Source organism: Altererythrobacter sp., from assembly GCF_050299635.1.
GTDB lineage: Bacteria > Pseudomonadota > Alphaproteobacteria > Sphingomonadales > Sphingomonadaceae > Erythrobacter.
Genome location: NZ_JBNKWF010000003.1, coordinates 45,138 through 62,675, shown reverse-complemented (window position 1 = coordinate 62,675; position 17,538 = coordinate 45,138). Strand labels below are relative to the sequence as shown.

Below are 17,538 nucleotides of genomic sequence, written 5' to 3'. Positions count from 1 at the left end.
GACCCTAACCGATCATTTGGCAAAAGGCGCGGGAGGAATCAGCCCGCGAAGAGTGGCAGGCGCGCTACCTCAGTTTCGCTGAGCTCGATCGTGAGGATCTCGGCCAAGGCCTGCCGCCAGCTCGCCGCGTCGAGCAGTTCGCTTGTCTCGGTCTCCATCCCGCGCGTCACGTTCAGTTGCTGATCGGTCAAAGCGGCAAACCCGTCCACCAGCGCGATGCTGGCGATATGGAGAGTGGTGAAGCGCGTATCGGGGCGAGTAGAAGTCCAGTGATTGGCCTGCTCCAGATCTTCCTGTGCGACTTCCGCCAGATCGAATGTGTACTGCTTCTGCCACCCGTCATCGCCTGCGCCCGGCGCAGCGCGTTCAAGCAACCATTCGCCTTCGAGCCCGCCTGCCTGCTGCCGCAAGCGGTGCAGCATGCCATCGGGCGAAGCGGATCTGGCGCCGTCGGCCAGCAGCAGCGGCGGAGCATAGGAACCGCCAAAGCCCGCATCGGCGATCCATGCCTCTCCCCCAAGTTCCACCAGCAGCAGCATATGCGTGCGGGGCGGCACCGGATCGGGCGGCCCGAAACGCACCCGCGCCAGCAGCGACCTGTGGGCGATGCCCAGCTGCGAGAGCATGTCGGAATAGAGCCGGTTCTGTTCGAAGCAATATCCGCCGCGCCGCGCCGTGACGAGCTTGCCGAACACACTTTCGCTGTCGATCGCAATGCCGCGCCCGAGTGGGATATCGAGATTCTCGAACGGGATCGCCGTGCGGTGGGCGAGCTGCATCGCTGCCAGCGCCTCTGCATCGAAATGCGCCGGCGGTTCCCAGCCAATCCGCGCGCAATAGGCAGCGAGGTTACTCAAGCGGCTCGTCCCGCCCGACCGGATCTGGTGCCCTAGTCATCAGCGCCGAGACGGTCAGGCGAAATCCCGAGCAATTCGGAAATGCGCGCCCTTTCCTCATCGCTCAAGTCCTTCGTCTCGCGCGGCGGCGGAAGTTCGGCCATGCGTTCCTGCATCGCCTTTGCCATTTCAGGCATCATCTCCATCATGGCGGGCATCATCTCTCCCATCGCGGCCAGCACCTGCCGATCGGTCATGATCAGCATAGATTCGCTGGCGTATTTGCTGCCTGTCGGGGTCGCAAAATAGGCGTTGAGATCGGACAGTTCGGACTGGGAGAAGCGCACTGCATAGGCGCGCGTAAGGCCCGCCCTCACGCTCGGCTCCATCTGATCCATCAGCCGCGTCATCCAATCGATCATCACGCCTGACGCGATTTTCTGTCGCTGCCCATAGGCTGGATCCATGATCTGCATAAGCTCGGACAGCGTACCATCGCCGAGCGAGTCGACCTTTTCCTGGGGGAGCCCGGCCATGGCGATGAGCGACTTGGGCGGCATCTGCGAAACCTGGCCCATGACGCTATCCATCACAGGGCGCATCGTGTCGTTCATCATCTTCATATAGGTGCCGGCAGGGAAGATCTTGCCGACAACGGCCTTGGCGGCAGGCAGGCGCGCTTCCTGTTCGCCGGTCAGCGGATCGGCCTTGAACAATTCCTGCATCGCGGCAGCAGCTTGGGCACCGGATTGGTCCGATTGCGCCGCCACCGGCTGTGCCAGTAAAGCCAGGCCTACGCCGAGAGAAAAGATTGTCTTGCGGATCATGCAGGTATCCTCCTTCAGGAAATTCGGTTTCAATGGCCCACGCTTTCGCCGCGTTCGAGGCCCGACGCCTCGAGCTGCCCGTCGATCTGCGCGATCAGCCGCTGAAGCCCTTCCTCGCTGTCGCTCTCGGCGCGCGCGACCAGCACATCCTGCGTGTTGGAGGCGCGCAGCAGCCACCAGCCGTCATCATTGGTGACGCGCACGCCATCGGTGTCGTTGACCTCTGCCGGACTGCCAGCCAGCCGCGCCTTGACCTCATCGATCGCGGCGAACTTGCGGCTCTCATCGACCTGGAAGCGCATTTCCGGCGTATTGAGCATTTGCGGCATGGCACTGCGCAGCTCGGTCACCGATTTGCCCAGCCTGGCCGATGCCGCGATCAGCCGCACACCGGCATAAAGCGCATCGTCGAAACCGTAATAGGTGTCGGCGAAGAAGACGTGACCGCTCATCTCGCCAGCCAGCGGAGAGGAAACTTCCTTCATTTTGGACTTAATAAGCGAGTGGCCCGTCTTCCACATCAGGGGCGTGCCGCCGCAGGCCGCGACATGATCGAACAGTGCGCGCGATGCCTTCACATCGGCGATGATCGTCGCATTTTCGCGGGTCTTGAGCAGATCTTCGGCATAGATCATCAGCAGCTGGTCGCCCCAGATCACGCGGCCTTCACCGTCGATCGCACCGATCCGGTCGCCATCGCCGTCAAAAGCCACTCCGAAATCGAGCTGCTTTGCCGCGACGAGTGCGCGCAGATCTTCCAGATTGGCTTCAACGGTTGGATCGGGATGATGATTGGGAAACTCGCCATCTACTTCGGTAAACAGCAGGTGATGTTCGCCGGGAAGGCGAGCGGCAAGCTTCTCGAGCGCGGGGCCGGCGGCACCGTTCCCCGCATCCCAGCCAACGCGCAGACCGGACAGGGCATCGGCATCGATCCCGTCGAGACCGCGCAGGAGCCGGTCGACATATTCGTCCAGGATATCGCGCGATTCGACCTCGCCCGTTCCGTCGGCCCATTCGCCAGCAGCAGCGATCCGGCCCAGCTTCTGGATATCGGAGCCGAAGAAAGGGCGCCCCTGAAATACCATCTTGAAGCCATTATAATTGGCGGGATTGTGGCTGCCAGTTATCTGAATGCCGCCATGCACCTCTTCGCTTGAGGCTTCCGCATAATAAAGCATCGGCGTGGGGCCCATGCCCACCCGCACCACGTCACAACCGCTGGCGGTGAGCCCTTCGATCAGCGCATGTTCGAGCATGGGCGAGCTGACCCTGCCATCATATCCAACCGCGACCTTGCTGCCGCCTGCCTGACGCAGCAAGGTGGCAAAGCCGCGCCCGATCGCGCGCGCATCGTCCGGCCCAAGCGTTTCGCCAATGATGCCGCGAATGTCATATTCACGCAGGACGGTTTCGTGAAACTGGTGGTTCATTTCGGGAGGTCTGCCTCTTGTCTCGCTCTACTACGCGTCGTGTCGCACCGCTTTAGGCGGTGTTGAAGCACTGTGTGAAGGCAAATTGTTTCAGTTGCGGTCGGGCAGTTCGTCAAGCAGCAGATCGCGCGCGGCATTGGCTTCATGAACCTGGTCATTGGTGCCGCCGCGATCGGGATGAACCAGTGCAATCAAGCGCTTATGTGCATCGACAATCTCGCCATGGCCGGCATCGGCGCGCACGCCCAACAGCTTGCGTGCGCGGAACAGAGCCTGGCTGCGCGTGGATTGAGGGTTCAGATATTCCCATGGCCAGCGGCCAAAGATCGTCTTGACGGCGAAACACACCAGCGCGGCAATGACAATCAGTCTGATCATGATTCAGGCAGCCGTATCATTGCTCAAGCAAGCTCCAGTTGCGGTTCTTTCCGCATGAAGTCGGGAAGCTTGAGCGCCTGAACCAGTTGGCGAAGCTCCTGCCGCGCGACCAGGTGGCTGGTGCCGAGTTCGCCCAGATGCCCCTTGTCGAGCAAGGTCAGACCTGAAGGAAACAGCTCGCGATAGATCACGCGCTCGCTAAGCCCCTGCGCCACTCGGAAACCGACGCGCTTGGAAAGCTCGCTCAGCGCCTGCTCGATGCGCGCCATATTGCGCGCCTCGACATGGCCGGTGCGGTTGCGCACCACCACCCAGTCCATTTCGCGTCGCTGCTGTTCGATCGTTGCGCGGCTGCGCTTGATCCGCGCTTCCCAGATCAGTTCGGCATAGAAGCTCAGCCGCTTGACCTTGAAAGTTTCGCCTTCGACCTGGCCGATCAGGTCGAAGTCGACGAAACTGTCATTCATTGGCGTAACCAGCGTATCGGCCTCGGTGGCGGCATGGCGGGCCAGTTCGTCATCGCGCCCCGGCGTGTCGAATACCACGAAGTCGCAGCCCTTGCCGAGCTCACCCACAAGCTCTTCCATCCCGCCAACGTCGCCCTGATAGACCGCAAAACTGGCAGTCGGCAGGTCGATCCTGCGCCGTTCCGCCGTCTCTGCACGGTTTTCCAGATAGCGCGCAAAGGTGCGCTGGCGCGGGTCGAGATCGATCGCCGCCACGCGCGCACCGCGATAGGCAAGCGCCACCGCCACATGCACGGCTGTGGTCGATTTGCCAGTGCCGCCCTTCTCGTTGGCGAACACAATTCGATGCGGGCGAATGTCGGACACTATGAAGCTCTTTCGATCGGCTTGTGCGACCCGCTTCGTGCGGGCTAGGAATGGTGCCGAACATATCCAAGGGGCCAAATCCGTGCAAACTGCCAGCACGCTCAAGATGTTGAGAAGATCGTTAGGCGCGTTGCGCAACGAAGGGGGCACCATCGCACTGGTTCCCACGATGGGTGCACTCCACGAAGGGCATTTGACGCTGATGCGCGATGCAAAAAGTGCCTGTGATCATGTGGTTGCATCGATCTTCGTCAATCCTACGCAATTCGGCCCGAACGAAGATCTGGACGCTTACCCACGCCAACTGGCGGAAGACTCCGCCATGCTCGAATCCGAGGGTGTCTCACTGCTTTGGGCCCCAACGGTGGAGGAAATGTATCCGAAGGGCTTCGCCACCAGCATCTCGGTCAGCAAGGTGAGCGAGGGTTTCTGCGGTGCAGACCGGCCCGGCCATTTCGATGGGGTCGCAACCGTTGTCTGCAAACTGTTCAATCAGGTGCAGCCCGACAAGGCATTCTTTGGTGAGAAAGACTATCAGCAACTGGCGGTGATCCGCACGATGGCGCGGGATCTCGACCTCACCTTTCCCCACGCCGATGCCATCGTCGGCGTGCCGACTGTGCGCGAGGCCGATGGGCTCGCGATGTCGAGCCGAAACCGCTACCTTACGCCCGAAGATCGCGAACGCGCCGCGACCTTGCCGCGCGCCATGCAGGAAGCCATCGCCCGGATCGAGGACGGACAGAACGTGACACGCACGCTCGCCGCGCTGGAAGACGAGTTGCTGGGCGCCGGTTTCGACCGGGTGGACTATGCCGAACTGGCAGACGCCAGCAGCCTGGAACGGCTCGATACGCGCAGCTCGGGGCCAGCCCGGCTGCTGGTTGCGGCCCGGATTGGCGGAACGCGTTTGATCGACAATATGGCAGTAACGTGATCCAGCATGCTTCGGCCCTCGACTTGCCTTCAAATGGCCGTAAATATAGTGTTGTAATTACACAGAAATGCGCTGGCGGATTACTATGACTGCAACGCATGAAAAATATTGGGAAGCGCTCGACGAAGCATCACGTGCGAGCAGGTGGGTCCCATTTCGCAGGGCGATCCATTCAATCCTCGATGCGATAGAGTTCGACGCGCTTTACTTTCTCGCTCCGGTTGTCGCCGACCGCCGGATCGGACGTGTTGTGTGGAATATCGGTTTCCCGCGCGAACTCGAAGCCTTGTACAAGAAGGCCGGTTGGAAGACCGATCCGCTCCCCGATATCGCGCTCAATCGAACCAATGCCTTCCGCTTTTCGGACGCGCCGCGCCTTACCAAGCTGGATAACCGGCAAAGAGCCTTCCTGGAACAGTTGGGCGAAGGCGTTGCAGTCCATTGCACCGGGCCTTACGCCCGTGCCGGCTTTGTCGGCGTCGCGCGGCCGAAGAACCCGGATCTCGACGATGCTCTGGTTCGAAAGGTTCAGGTCGCAGCACAGCTTTGCTTCCAGCGTTATTGCGAGATTGCCGGTTCGCATTACGAACAGCCGCCCGATTTGTCGCAGCGGGAACTCGACGTGATCCGGTGGATCGGAGAGGGCAAGAGCAACGCGGTTATTGCCGACATCCTGGGCATCACCAAGAATTCGGTCGATAGCTATGTGAAGCGAATCTTCGCGAAACTTGGCGTGTCAGACCGAACGGCCGCTGCCGTTCGCGCGGTTGCGTTGGGGCTGATCGCTACCGGAAAGCACAGCAAGCAAGCAGCGCATCGGGTGCGTTGGAAAACCTGAATTCGGAAGCGACCCTCAATTGAGGGACAAGCAATAATGTTACAAGAATGTTAAAGGCCATGCCAGACGGACTGCTAGAGTCCTTCGGGTTCAACCGGGCGTAGCCAGAAATCTGGCGCGTCCGGTTTTTTGCTTTCTCGCTACACAGTTAGCTTGCCAGAACGAGCCCTTGATCCAGATCAACTCTGGCGCCGAATTGTTCGGCGAACAAGCCATGCGCTGACAATTTGGCGAAAGAATCTATCACGCGATACGGCCTTCGAAGGCCTCCCAGTGACGCAGATCGCCGCAAGGTCGGCTGGAGCGGGTAAGGGGAATCGAACCCCTCTAGCTAGCTTGGAAGGCTAGAGCATTACCACTATGCTATACCCGCCCGCTCATGCCGATCGGCAACAGGCGCGCGCAATTGCCACGGCGAGGCGGGTCTCGTCAATATCCCGCGTGACCATTCAGCTGAGCGCTACGATGCTCGCGAGGATCAGCCGCACCAGATCGGCCTGCCCGCGCGTCCCCGTCTTGGCGTAAATCCGCTTGGAATAGAGCCGCGCGGTTTCGACGGTGATGCCCAAGGTCTGCGCCGCTTCTGCAATCTTGACGCCGCGGCTTATCAGCAGCGCCAGTCGCGATTCCTGCGCGGTGAGGCCGAACAATTCGGCCAACTGGACGCTGCGCTCTTCGCTGCCCGGCTGCTCGCCATGGACGAATGCGACGATGATCGTGCCATGCGCCCGTTCGCGCATCGCGCCGGGCGAGGTTGTCAGCAGCATGTCGAGCCAGGGCTCGTCCGAGAGATGCACCGCACGCGAAAGCTGCTCGCCCCTATTGGCATGTTCGAGAAACCGCCGCAGTCCGGCCTGCGCCTCGCGCGAGACAGGCCGCAGCCTGCCATCGGGCGCGCGCTGCAGCGCACCGCCTCCTTGCAACATCACCTCCGCCTCATCGCTCAGATCCGCGATTCGCCCTTGCGGATCGAGAATCAGCCAGCCGAAATTGAGCCGCCGCATCGCATCGGCCGTGATCCCGGCCCGCATCCGCTCGCGCTCCAGCGCAGCCCAGGTTCCCAGCGCTATTTCGAAATGATCTGCGAGACTGCCGAGCAGTGATGCGTCCGCTCCGGTGAAATCGCCGCGCCTGCGGCCGATCATGGCCCACATCTGGCTGCCGCCTGGATCGGCGATTCGCATGATGCGCAGCTGGGTCAGGTCGCGCTCCGTCATGAAATGCTGGAGGAAGTCCGACTGCCCCCCTCCGGTCAGTTCGGCAGAAGAATAGACCCGCTTGGCCCTTAGCGCCGAACGGCGTGAAGGACCGACCCCGATGAGCTCATCAACCTGGTCTCGCGCCAGGAAGCGAGCCGGGCCCTGCTCTGCCTCCAGCGCGATGATTTCCGGCTGTTCCTGCCCGCGCGACAACAGGATCCCGGCGAAATCCGCGCCGGTGCGGCGACGCAATCCATCGAGGAACTCTTCCCACGGAGGCGAGCCGAGCGTCCCGCGATGCAGCGCGGCAACAAGGTCCTGCCCGGCGAGAATCGTGATGGCCATAGGCGCTATATCCCATTTGGGAACTGCGCGAGCAAGGCGATTATGCCAGTGAGCCGCCCGTTCGATAAAAATGGCGGCACAACAGATGCATAATTTGACCCATCTCGACCGGCTCGAAGCCGAAAGCATCCACATCATGCGTGAAGTGGTGGCCGAGGCTGAAAAGCCGGTCATGCTCTATTCGATCGGCAAGGACAGTGCGGTGATGCTGCATCTGGCCCGCAAGGCGTTCCACCCTGCGCCGCCGCCCTTCCCGCTGCTGCATGTCGACACCACCTGGAAGTTCAAGGCGATGTACGACCTGCGCGAGAAGATGGCGCGCGAGATCGGCATGGAATTGCTCGTCTGGCACAATGAGGAAGCGCAGGAACGCGGGATCAACCCGTTCGACCATGGGCCGCTCCACACAGACATGTGGAAGACGCAGGGCCTCAAGGATGCGCTCGACCACTTTGGTTTTGACGCGGCATTCGGCGGCGCGCGCCGCGACGAGGAAAAGAGCCGCGCGAAGGAGCGCGTCTTCTCCTTCCGTACCGCGAGCCACGGCTGGGACCCGAAGAACCAACGCCCCGAGTTGTGGAACCTCTACAACGCCAGAAAAGCCAAGGGCGAAAGCATTCGTGTGTTCCCGCTCAGCAACTGGACCGAGCTGGATATCTGGCAATATATCATGCGCGAGAACATCGAGATCGTGCCACTCTATTTCGCCGAAGAGCGCCCGACCTACGAATGGGAAGGCCAGCTGTTCATGGCCGACGATCCCGAACGGCTGGAAAAGGTGCTGGGCAGGAAGCCCGAAATCACCAACCGCTCGGTGCGCTTCCGCACGCTGGGCTGCTGGCCATTGACCGGCGCGGTCGAAAGCACTGCAAAAACACTCGCCGACGTGGTGCAGGAAACCCTGCTCACCGCCACCAGCGAACGCCAGGGCCGCGTCATCGACAAGGATGAGGGCGGCGCCGGCATGGAGAAGAAGAAGCAGGAGGGGTATTTCTGATGACCGAGCATAAGGCATATCAGGCGGACGCCCTCATTTCCGAGGATATCGGAGCCTATCTCGAGCAGCATCAGAACAAGCAGCTGCTGCGCTTCATCACCTGCGGCAGCGTGGATGACGGCAAGAGCACGCTGATCGGGCGCCTGCTTTACGATTCTAAGATGATCTTCGAAGACCAGCTCGCCGCGCTCGAGAGCGACAGCAAGAAGGTCGGCACGCAGGGGCAGGAAATCGACTTTGCGCTGCTGGTCGACGGGCTCGCGGCCGAGCGCGAACAGGGCATCACCATCGATGTCGCCTATCGCTTTTTCGCGACCGAGAAGCGCAAGTTCATCGTTGCCGATACGCCGGGCCACGAACAATACACCCGCAACATGGTGACCGGTGCCTCCACCGCCGACCTCGCCGTGATCCTGGTCGATGCGCGCAAGGGCGTGCTGGTACAGACGCGGCGGCACAGCTACCTGGCGCATCTGATAGGCATCAAGCATCTGGTGCTGGCAGTGAACAAGATGGATCTGGTCGATTACGACCAGGCGGTCTTCGACAAGATCGTTGCGGACTATCGCGCCTTTGCCGAAGAGATCGGCATCGATGGGTTCACCGCGATCCCCATTTCGGGCTTCAAGGGCGACAACATCACTGCTGCGCCTTCGGAAAATACGCCCTGGTATGGCGGACCCAATTACGCCGGGACAAGCCTGATCGACCACCTCGAGAACGTTGAACTGGCCAACACCGCTGCGCAAGAGCGCGCCTTCCGCATGCCGGTGCAATGGGTCAACCGGCCCAATCTCGATTTTCGCGGTTTCACCGGACTGATCTCCGACGGGACGGTCAAGCCGGGCGACAAGATCCGCGTCGTGCCAGCAGGCAAGAACAGCACGGTCAAATCGATCGCGACCTTTGATGGCGACCTCGACGAAGCGGTTGCCGGCCAGTCGGTCACGCTGACTCTGGAAGACGAGATCGATTGCTCGCGCGGCGATGTGATTGCCACCGCCGACGATCCGCCGCAGGCTTCCGACCAGTTCGAAGTCACCGTGGTATGGATGAGCGACGAACCGCTCAAGCCCGGTCGCGGCTATTGGCTCAAGCTCGGATCGCAGTTGGTCAGCGCAAGTGTCGCGGAACCGAAATACGAGATTGACGTCAACACCTTCGAACATCTCGCGGCCAAGACGCTGGAACTCAACGCCATCGGCGTCGCGGAGCTGCGCACAGACAAGCCGATCGTGTTCGAGCCCTATGCCAAGAGCCGCCAGCTCGGTGGATTCATCCTGATCGACAAATTCACCAATGCCACCGTGGCCGCGGGGATGATTCATTTCAGCCTTCGCAGGGCGGAAAATGTGCATTGGCAGCAGACCGACATCAGCCGCGAAAGCCACGCGGCGATGAAGAACCAGACGCCGCGCGTACTGTGGTTCACCGGTCTTTCGGGATCGGGCAAGTCGACCATCGCCAATGAAGTCGAGAAACAACTCAATTTGATGAACCGCCACACCTTCCTGCTCGATGGCGACAATATCCGCCACGGGCTGAACAAGGATTTGGGCTTTACCGAGGCTGACCGGATCGAGAATATCCGCCGGATCGGTGAGGTGGCCAAGCTGATGGCGGATGCGGGCCTGATCGTGCTGACCGCATTCATCAGCCCCTTCCGCGCCGAACGGCGGATGGTGCGCGAGATGCTACCCGAAGGCGAGTTCATCGAAATCTTCGTCGATACGCCGCTGGAAGTGGCCGAGCAGCGCGACGTGAAAGGCCTCTACAAGAAGGCACGCGATGGGCAGCTCAAGAATTTCACCGGGATCGACAGCCCCTATGAAGAGCCGGAGAATGCCGAAATCCGTGTCAACACGGTGGAAATGACGGTAGAACAGGCCGCTGAGCACATCATCCGGCAGATCATGCCGCTGAAGTAATCGCAGGGGGCGACAACTGATGTTCCTGTTCAAGGGGCGCGAAGCGCACAGGCGTTCGTTCGCCAAGGCGGCGAGCTGGCGCATATTGGGGAGCCTCGACACTTTCGTGCTGAGTTGGCTCTTCACCAACAACGTCAAGGCTGCAGGTGCGATCGCCACTACCGAAGTGCTGACCAAGATGGTGCTCTATTACTTCCACGAGAGGGCGTGGAGCACGGTCGGCTGGGGCATTCCAAAGGAGTAATGATGACCGATACCGAGCTCGCGGCCCAACTGGCTCACCATGCCGGACGAATCCTGCTCGAGGTGCGCGCTTCGGGCATGTTCGAGGGCAAGCCGCTGGGCAAGGCAGGCGATCAGACCGCGAACCAGTTCCTTTGCCACGCTTTGCGCGAGCAGCGCCCCGATGACGGGTTGCTCTCCGAAGAGGAGAAGGACGATGCCGGACGGCTGGGCAACAGCCGGGTTTGGATTATCGATCCGGTCGACGGCACGCGCGAATATGGCGAGGAGCGCAGCGATTGGGCGGTGCATGTCGGGCTTGCGATCGACGGCGTGGCGACGCTGGGCGCTGTGGCGCTGCCGGGCCTTGACGGAGGCACGGTGCTGCGTTCCGACCAGCCGCGCGATTTGCCTGAAGCCGCCGCTACTCCGCGCCTGCTGGTCAGCCGCACTCGCCCGGCAAAGGAAGCTGTGGCCGTGGCCGAAAGGCTTGGCGGCGAGCTGGTTCCCATGGGCAGCGCCGGGGCCAAGGCGATGGCCGTGGTAACGGGCGATGCAGAAATCTACCTCCATTCTGGCGGTCAGTACGAATGGGACAGCTGCGCACCGGTGGCCGTGGCCAAGGCGCATGGCCTCCATTGTTCGCGAATCGACGGCTCGCCGCTGGTCTATAACCAGCAGGATACCTATTTGCCCGACCTGCTGATCTGCCGCCCGGAATGGGCAGACAAGGTGCTGGAGCTGGTGCGTGAGCTAGCTTGAAGCATCGCCTTCGGGCGGCGCAATCAGCACTTCGACGCGGCGGTTGGCGGCACGGCCTGCCTCGTTGGGCGAGCCGTCGGGCAGGGCATTGGGCTCGACAGGGTTCTGCTCTCCAAAGCCGATCACGGTCATACGTTCTACATCGGCGCCATGCTCGACCAGCCAGTCCCTCACCGCTTCCGCCCGCGCCAGCGATGCCCGCATATTCACAGCGTCGCTGCCGGCCGCATCGCTATGGCCCGAAATCGTGATCACGCCGCCTTCCTTGAACTGGCGGGAATCGACCACTTCGCCCAGCGCTTCCATCGCCGCATCGCTCAGTTCGGCCCCTCCATCGGGGAAGCCAACCTTCACGGCGAGCGGCTCGATCGGCAGGGGCGGCACCGCCTCTTCCTCGACTTCGGCACGAATGATCGAAACGGGCGGCGTCGAGGGGTCTGACGACGGCGTCGCGGCCGGTTCGGCCGGTGCTTCCGGCTGGCGATCTCCGCATGCGGCAAGCAGTGCTGCCGTGCCGAGTATGATCCAATGTCTGCGGCTCATCTTTGAGTCCTTCCTCTCTATGCCGGTTCCACACCCGGCGCGGTGCCCTTGCCCGTACGGCGAGCGCCCGGCTCTGCCGCTGCCCTGTGCTGAGGCGGGGAAAAGCTGATTACCGTATCTCCCGACCGTGGTTCGGGCCGGGCCGCATGGGTAAAGAAGCGCAATCTTCCGCTCGCGCGCACGAGCAACAGCAATTGCGCGCTCTCGGGCAACTTCTTCTGCGCATCCTCGAAAGTAAACTCGTCGGATAGCCTGGTCTTGCGGAACACCCAGCCCTGCTGCTGGCGTTCATTGACGTCGGATACGCCAAAGCCGGATTCGAACAGAGCCCTGCCGCGTAGCGACGGTGGCAAGGCATGGCGGTCACCTTCTTCGACGCTTTCGCCAAGCTGGAAGACCTGATCGCGCCCGACCTCGTGAGCGAACTCATTGCAGACGAGCGTGTTGTAGGCCTCGTTATCAGTGGCCGCGACCAGCACCTGGAACGGCGAGAGGTCGAGATTGTGTTCGGTCGCTTCGTTGAGGATTTCCCCGTGATAGAACGGCAGGCCCTCACGGCGGGCGGGAGCGAGCCTCTGCCAGCTCGGATCGACGATCAAGACCGGCGCCCTGAGCGTGGACATTTCCTTGGCCAGAGCGATCGTCCAGGGCGTGGAGCCGACGATCAGAAGACCGGGGCGCGAAGTGCCCTTGATGCCGAATATGCGTGCCGCCAGATCGACTGTGAAGCCATGTGCTATCACCGTGGTTACGACCACGGCAAAGCCCAGTCCGGTGAGCAACTGCCCGCCTTCGATCCCCAGGTCCCCGATGCGCAGCGCGAACAGGCCCGAAATTGCAACCAGCACGATCCCGCGCGGCGCAATCCACGCGATAAACAGGCGTTCGTTCCAAGGCACAGAACTGCCTAGCAGGCTGACAAGCACGGTAACCGGGCGGACGACGAACAGCAGCGCCAGCAGGAATGCGGCAGGCCGCCAGCTGGTCTGGAGATAGGTCAGCTCTTCCCATTGCAATGAGGCCGACAAGAGAATGAAAATGCCCGATACCAGCAGCACCGCGACATTCTCCTTGAACGGGTGGATCGAGCGAATACTCGATACGTTCATGTTGGCCAGCGCAACGCCCATGACCGTTACCGCGACGAGCCCGGCTTCATGCTCGATCTGGTTGCTCATCACGAACACGCCGACCACCACGGTGAACAGCACGGGGACCTTGAGAAACTCCGGCACCGCGCCGCGCGGGAAGAGATAGGCGATCGCGCTCGCGGCGGCATATCCGATCAACCCGGAAAGGATCGCTGCAAAGATCAGCGGTGGAACCACGTCAACCAGCGATGCGCCAGGACTTTCGGCAATCTTGCGGAAATATTCATAGGCGATCACCGCGCAGAGCGCGCCGGTCGGATCGTTGACGATGCCTTCCCACTTGAGGATCGAAGCGGGCCGCGGCTCGATATTCGCCTGGCGCAGCAGCGGCATGACAACCGTGGGCCCGGTCACAATCAGAATGCCGCCGAACAGCACCGCGACCGGCCAGACGAGCCCCGCTATGTAGAACCCGGCGAGCGAGCCGAGCGCCCAGCCAACCAGCACGCCGATCGTCGCGAGCCTGATCACCGCGCCCCCCGAATGCCGGAGCTCGCGCAGGTCGAGGCTCAGCCCCCCTTCGAACAGGATAAGCGCCACGCCGATACCGATCATCGGTTCAAGCAAATCGCCAAACGCCTGTTCCGGATGGATGAAGCCGGTGATCGGGCCCGCCAGGAACCCGGCAGTCAGCATCAACACGATCGCCGGCCATCCGGTGCGCCAGGCCAGCCATTGCGCACCGATCCCCAGCACGCCGATCACGGCGATTACAAGAGCCTGCGATTCCATCATTTGCCGGTCAACATCTGCGGGGCAGTCTCGCCTCTCCGTTCATTCAAGGCAATGCTCCTCAAGGGGATTCTTTCCCTCGCGGCCGGCCGAAATGCCCCGATCAATCGCCTTCGAAGGCGATCAGCGTGCGGACGTTGACCCCGGCATTGCGCAATTTCTGCGCGCCGCCCAGATCCGGCAGGTCGATCACGAACAGCGCATAATCCACGCTCGCCCCTGCCCGCCGCAGCAATTCTGCCGCTGCCAGCGCCGTGCCACCGGTGGCGATGAGATCATCCACGATCACCACTCTCTCGCCACTCGCTACCGCCCCTGGGTCGATCTCCAGCCGGTCCGAACCATATTCCAACGCGTAGTCCACCCCGATCGAAGGAACCGGCAGCTTGCCCGGCTTGCGCACCGGAACGAAGCCGAGGTCGAGTTCGCAAGCGACCGCCGCCCCGAATATGAACCCGCGCGCTTCCATCCCCGCGATTGCCTCTGCCCCTACCGAACGGGCCGCATCCGCCAGATGACGCACAGATGCCGCAAAGCCCTGAGGATGGCCGATCAACGTGGTGATGTCGCGGAACTGGATGCCCGGCTGCGGAAAATCGGGAACGGTACGGATCAGGGAGCGAAGTTCTTCAGGCGTCATATCTCTTTTCCCAAAAGCAAAACGCCCCTCGCATCACGTGGATGGAGGGGCGTTGCACTTGTTTGGCAATCGGCGCGATGGATCAGTCGTCGTCGCGCTTCTTGAGCGATGACCAGACCTGAATCTTGGACAGATAGGCCAGCACCGTCGCGAACAGCAGGAAGCCCAGAACGGCCCAGCCGGTCTGCTTGCGCTTCACCAGCTTGGGTTCGGCGGTCCAGGTCAGGAATGCCGCAACGTCAGCCGACATCTGGCTGATGGTCGGTTCCGGATTGCCTTCTGCGTAGGTTACCTGTCCGTCGCTGTTCAGCGGCGGCGCCATCGCCAGGTTGAGGTTGGCGAAATAGGGATTGAAATACAGGCCCGCAGGGGTCTTCGCATCAGGGAACTGCTCGAGCAATTCGGCCGGCTGTTCTTCGAAGCCCGTCAGCAGAGAATAAACATAGTTCGGGCCGTTGTGACGCGCCTTGGTTATCAGCGAGAGATCGGGCGGAACCGCATTGTTGTTGGCCGCAGCGGCAGCAACATTGTTCGGATAGGGCGAAGGGAAGTGATCGGTCGGAAGACCGGGGCGCGTGGTGGCCTCGCCGGTAGCCGGATCAATGCCGGGAACCTGCCAGCTGGCCGCTTCCGCCTTAACCTGCGCTTCGGAATAGCCAAGCTGCCCCAGGTCGCGGATCGCGACATAATTCAGGCTGTGACAGGCCGAGCAGACTTCCTTGTAAACCTGGTAGCCGCGCTGGAGCTGCTGCTTGTCCCAGGTACCCAGAGCGCCTTCGAAGCTGAAGCCGCCTTCAGGGCCATGGGCATGTTCGTGGAATACGGACTCGACCGTCGCTTCCTTGAACTGGCCATCCGAAATCACGTTGGCGAGGCCGGTGCCGAAGGCGATCAGCACGACGAGCGTGAAGCCGAGACCGATAACAATGCTGATAAGACGGATCATTGCGCTATCTTTCTTTCGTCCTCTTGCGCCCGGCCCTCAGGCCGCGCTCTCCGCACTTGCGCCCAGTTGCGCCTTCTCGTCCTTGCCGAGTACGGCTTCGGTAATCGAATAGGGCAGCGGCTGCGGCTTCTCGATCTGGCTGACGATCGGCAGGATCACCAGGAAATGCAGGAAGTAATATGCCGTGGCGATCTGGCTGAGCATCACGAAGGGCTCTTCCGCCGGGGCGCCGCCGCAATAGAACAGCACCGCCATCGCCGGGATCAGGCCGAACCAGAAGAACTTGCGGAACAGCGGACGATAGTGGCCGCTGCGTACCGGGCTCTTGTCCAGCCAGGGCAGGATGAACCACACCAGGATCGCGCTGAACATGGCCAGCACGCCCCACAGCTTCGCCGGCAGGATGAAGTCCGACGTGAAAGCGCGCAGGATCGCGTAGAACGGCCAGAAATACCATTCAGGCACGATATGCGCCGGGGTCGAGAGCGGGTTCGCTTCGATATAGTTGTCCGGGTGGCCCAGCGAATTGGGCATGAAGAACACCATGGCGGCGAAGAACAGCAGCACCACGCCCAGCCCGAAACCGTCCTTGGCGGTGTAATAGGGATGGAACGGAACGGTGTCGCTCTCGCTCTTCACTTCCACGCCCGTCGGGTTCGAGGAGCCAGGGATGTGCAGCGCCCAGATGTGCAGGATGACCACTGCCGCGATCACGAAGGGCAGCAGGTAGTGCAGGCTGAAGAAGCGGTTGAGCGCCGCATCGTCAGGGGCAAAACCGCCCAGCAACCAGATCTGCAGTGGCTCGCCAATCAGTGGGATCGCGCCAAACAGGCCGGTGATGACCTTGGCGCCCCAGAAGCTCATCTGGCCCCAGGGAAGGACATAGCCCATGAAGGCGGTCGCCATCATCAGCAGGAAGATCACGACGCCCAGCAGCCAGATCATCTCGCGCGGGGCCTTGTACGAACTGTAGAAGAAGCCGCGGAAGATGTGCAGGTAGATCACGATGAAGAAGAAGCTGGCGCCGTTGGCATGCGCATAACGCATCAGCCAGCCCCAGTTCACATCGCGCATGATGTGTTCGACCTTGGCAAATGCGATCGTCGAGTCCGATGCGTAATGCATCGCCAGGATGATCCCGGTGACGATCTGCAAGACCAGGAAGAACCCGGCCAACACGCCAAAGTTCCACATGTAATTGAGGTTGCGCGGCACCGGATATCCGGCACCGACTGCATTGTAGACGAGACGCGGAAGCGGTAGCTTCTCGTCCATCCACTTCATGAACCCGTTTTGCGGTTCGTACTGGCGTGCCCAGGCAAAGCTCATGGAATGTCTCTCAGCAATCAGCCGACTTGGATAACCGTGTCGGACGTGAATTCATATTCGGGAACTTCAAGGTTCTTCGGCGCCGGCCCCTTGCGAATGCGGGCCGCGGTATCATAGTGCGAACCGTGGCAGGGGCAGAAATAGCCGCCAAACTCGCCCTTGACCTCGCCTTCGCCGGCGCCCAGCGGAACGCAGCCCAGGTGAGTGCAGACGCCCATGGTGATGAGCATGTCTTCATGCCCTTCCTTGGTCCGTTCGGTCAGGGTCTGCGGGTCGCGCAGCGTATCGACATCGACTGCATTCGCTTCTTCGATCTCGGTTGCCGTCAGGCGACGAACGAACAGCGGCTGCTTGCGGAACACGGCCTTGATCGCCTGTCCCGGCTCGATCGCCGAAATGTCCACTTCAGTGCTGCTTTCGGCCAGCACGTCAGCCGAAGGCGCCATCTGGCTGACCAGCGGATAGATCGTCGCCAGTCCGCCAACGCCGGCGGCGCTGATCGCAGCAATATTGATGAAGTCGCGCCGCCGCACCCCGTCATCGCCGTGATCGGCGATCTGGTCGGGTGTTGCGGTGCCAGTAGATTCAGCCATCAGCCTCAACCTTGCTCAAGCCAAACGCCCCGAATTGCCGAAAGGCAGGGGCAAAGAACGGTCCCATTC

18 protein-coding genes and 1 tRNA gene are annotated in these 17,538 nt (G+C 61.6%); 6 read left to right on the top strand and 13 right to left on the bottom strand.

The window, feature by feature from the left end:
• Window positions 1-38 precede the first annotated feature (38 nt).
• The 5 genes from ACQY6C_RS02105 to ACQY6C_RS02085 all read right to left on the bottom strand — a co-directional run bounded on the left by ACQY6C_RS02105 (window position 39) and on the right by ACQY6C_RS02085 (window position 4,307).
• Entirely contained in the window at window positions 39-857 is an 819-nt protein-coding gene (locus ACQY6C_RS02105) for an arylamine N-acetyltransferase family protein (protein WP_427964101.1), read from the bottom strand.
• A gap of 32 nt (window positions 858-889) precedes the next feature.
• Window positions 890-1,663, bottom strand: a complete 774-nt coding sequence (locus ACQY6C_RS02100) for a DUF2059 domain-containing protein (protein ID WP_427964099.1) — start codon at window positions 1,661-1,663, stop codon at window positions 890-892.
• Between the two features lie 29 nt (window positions 1,664-1,692).
• The gene (gene pgmG, locus ACQY6C_RS02095; protein ID WP_427964098.1) at window positions 1,693-3,096 is read right to left on the bottom strand and encodes a phosphoglucomutase/phosphomannomutase PgmG; all 1,404 of its coding nucleotides are present in this window, start codon (window positions 3,094-3,096) and stop codon (window positions 1,693-1,695) included.
• 90 nt (window positions 3,097-3,186) lie between these two features.
• On the bottom strand, window positions 3,187-3,474 hold the full coding sequence (locus tag ACQY6C_RS02090; protein ID WP_427964096.1) for a molecular chaperone DnaJ: 288 nt from the start codon (window positions 3,472-3,474) through the stop codon (window positions 3,187-3,189).
• A gap of 23 nt (window positions 3,475-3,497) precedes the next feature.
• Window positions 3,498-4,307 (bottom strand): division plane positioning ATPase MipZ, encoded by an 810-nt coding sequence (locus tag ACQY6C_RS02085; RefSeq protein ID WP_427964095.1) that lies wholly within the window; start codon window positions 4,305-4,307, stop codon window positions 3,498-3,500.
• Between the two features lie 82 nt (window positions 4,308-4,389).
• Here ACQY6C_RS02085 and panC point away from each other — a divergent pair, with 82 nt between their 5' ends.
• Window positions 4,390-5,244 (top strand): pantoate--beta-alanine ligase, encoded by an 855-nt coding sequence (gene panC / locus ACQY6C_RS02080; RefSeq protein WP_427964093.1) that lies wholly within the window; start codon window positions 4,390-4,392, stop codon window positions 5,242-5,244.
• A gap of 85 nt (window positions 5,245-5,329) precedes the next feature.
• Window positions 5,330-6,082 (top strand): helix-turn-helix transcriptional regulator, encoded by a 753-nt coding sequence (locus ACQY6C_RS02075; RefSeq protein WP_427964091.1) that lies wholly within the window; start codon window positions 5,330-5,332, stop codon window positions 6,080-6,082.
• Between the two features lie 299 nt (window positions 6,083-6,381).
• Here the strand turns inward: ACQY6C_RS02075 and ACQY6C_RS02070 are convergent.
• Together ACQY6C_RS02070 and ACQY6C_RS02065 are read right to left on the bottom strand one after the other, a co-directional pair.
• Window positions 6,382-6,455: transfer RNA gene (locus ACQY6C_RS02070), tRNA-Gly, on the bottom strand.
• A gap of 76 nt (window positions 6,456-6,531) precedes the next feature.
• Window positions 6,532-7,626 carry a helix-turn-helix transcriptional regulator gene (locus tag ACQY6C_RS02065; RefSeq protein ID WP_427964089.1) on the bottom strand — a complete coding sequence of 365 codons (1,095 nt, stop codon included), beginning with the start codon at window positions 7,624-7,626 and terminating at the stop codon, window positions 6,532-6,534.
• Between the two features lie 70 nt (window positions 7,627-7,696).
• Here ACQY6C_RS02065 and cysD point away from each other — a divergent pair, with 70 nt between their 5' ends.
• Genes cysD through ACQY6C_RS02045 form a run of 4 tightly spaced genes read left to right on the top strand, consistent with a single transcriptional unit; the run spans window position 7,697 to window position 11,535 of the window.
• A complete protein-coding gene (gene cysD, locus ACQY6C_RS02060; RefSeq protein ID WP_427964087.1) occupies window positions 7,697-8,623 on the top strand; it encodes a sulfate adenylyltransferase subunit CysD in 927 nt (308 codons plus the stop codon).
• Window positions 8,623-10,551: a sulfate adenylyltransferase subunit CysN gene (gene cysN / locus ACQY6C_RS02055; protein WP_427964085.1), complete on the top strand. Its 1,929-nt coding sequence runs from the start codon at window positions 8,623-8,625 to the stop codon at window positions 10,549-10,551. Before cysD ends, cysN begins: the two co-directional genes overlap by 1 nt.
• A gap of 19 nt (window positions 10,552-10,570) precedes the next feature.
• A complete protein-coding gene (locus ACQY6C_RS02050; RefSeq protein ID WP_427964084.1) occupies window positions 10,571-10,795 on the top strand; it encodes a DUF2061 domain-containing protein in 225 nt (74 codons plus the stop codon).
• A 2-nt stretch (window positions 10,796-10,797) separates the two neighbouring features.
• Window positions 10,798-11,535, top strand: a complete 738-nt coding sequence (locus ACQY6C_RS02045) for a 3'(2'),5'-bisphosphate nucleotidase CysQ (protein WP_427964331.1) — start codon at window positions 10,798-10,800, stop codon at window positions 11,533-11,535.
• Here the strand turns inward: ACQY6C_RS02045 and ACQY6C_RS02040 are convergent.
• The 6 genes from ACQY6C_RS02040 to petA all read right to left on the bottom strand — a co-directional run bounded on the left by ACQY6C_RS02040 (window position 11,527) and on the right by petA (window position 17,469).
• On the bottom strand, window positions 11,527-12,078 hold the full coding sequence (locus ACQY6C_RS02040) for an OmpA family protein (RefSeq protein ID WP_427964082.1): 552 nt from the start codon (window positions 12,076-12,078) through the stop codon (window positions 11,527-11,529). The two genes, ACQY6C_RS02045 and ACQY6C_RS02040, sit on opposite strands and share 9 nt — an antisense overlap.
• A 17-nt stretch (window positions 12,079-12,095) precedes the next feature.
• Complete coding sequence (locus ACQY6C_RS02035) at window positions 12,096-13,961, bottom strand: cation:proton antiporter (RefSeq protein WP_427964328.1); 1,866 nt, start codon at window positions 13,959-13,961, stop codon at window positions 12,096-12,098.
• 103 nt (window positions 13,962-14,064) lie between these two features.
• Window positions 14,065-14,601: an adenine phosphoribosyltransferase gene (locus ACQY6C_RS02030; protein ID WP_427964080.1), complete on the bottom strand. Its 537-nt coding sequence runs from the start codon at window positions 14,599-14,601 to the stop codon at window positions 14,065-14,067.
• An 82-nt stretch (window positions 14,602-14,683) separates the two neighbouring features.
• The gene (locus tag ACQY6C_RS02025; protein ID WP_427964079.1) at window positions 14,684-15,547 is read right to left on the bottom strand and encodes a cytochrome c1; all 864 of its coding nucleotides are present in this window, start codon (window positions 15,545-15,547) and stop codon (window positions 14,684-14,686) included.
• Between the two features lie 36 nt (window positions 15,548-15,583).
• A complete protein-coding gene (locus ACQY6C_RS02020) occupies window positions 15,584-16,876 on the bottom strand; it encodes a cytochrome b (protein WP_427964077.1) in 1,293 nt (430 codons plus the stop codon).
• Between the two features lie 17 nt (window positions 16,877-16,893).
• Window positions 16,894-17,469, bottom strand: a complete 576-nt coding sequence (petA, locus tag ACQY6C_RS02015; protein ID WP_427964075.1) for a ubiquinol-cytochrome c reductase iron-sulfur subunit — start codon at window positions 17,467-17,469, stop codon at window positions 16,894-16,896.
• Window positions 17,470-17,538: the final 69 nt, after the last annotated feature.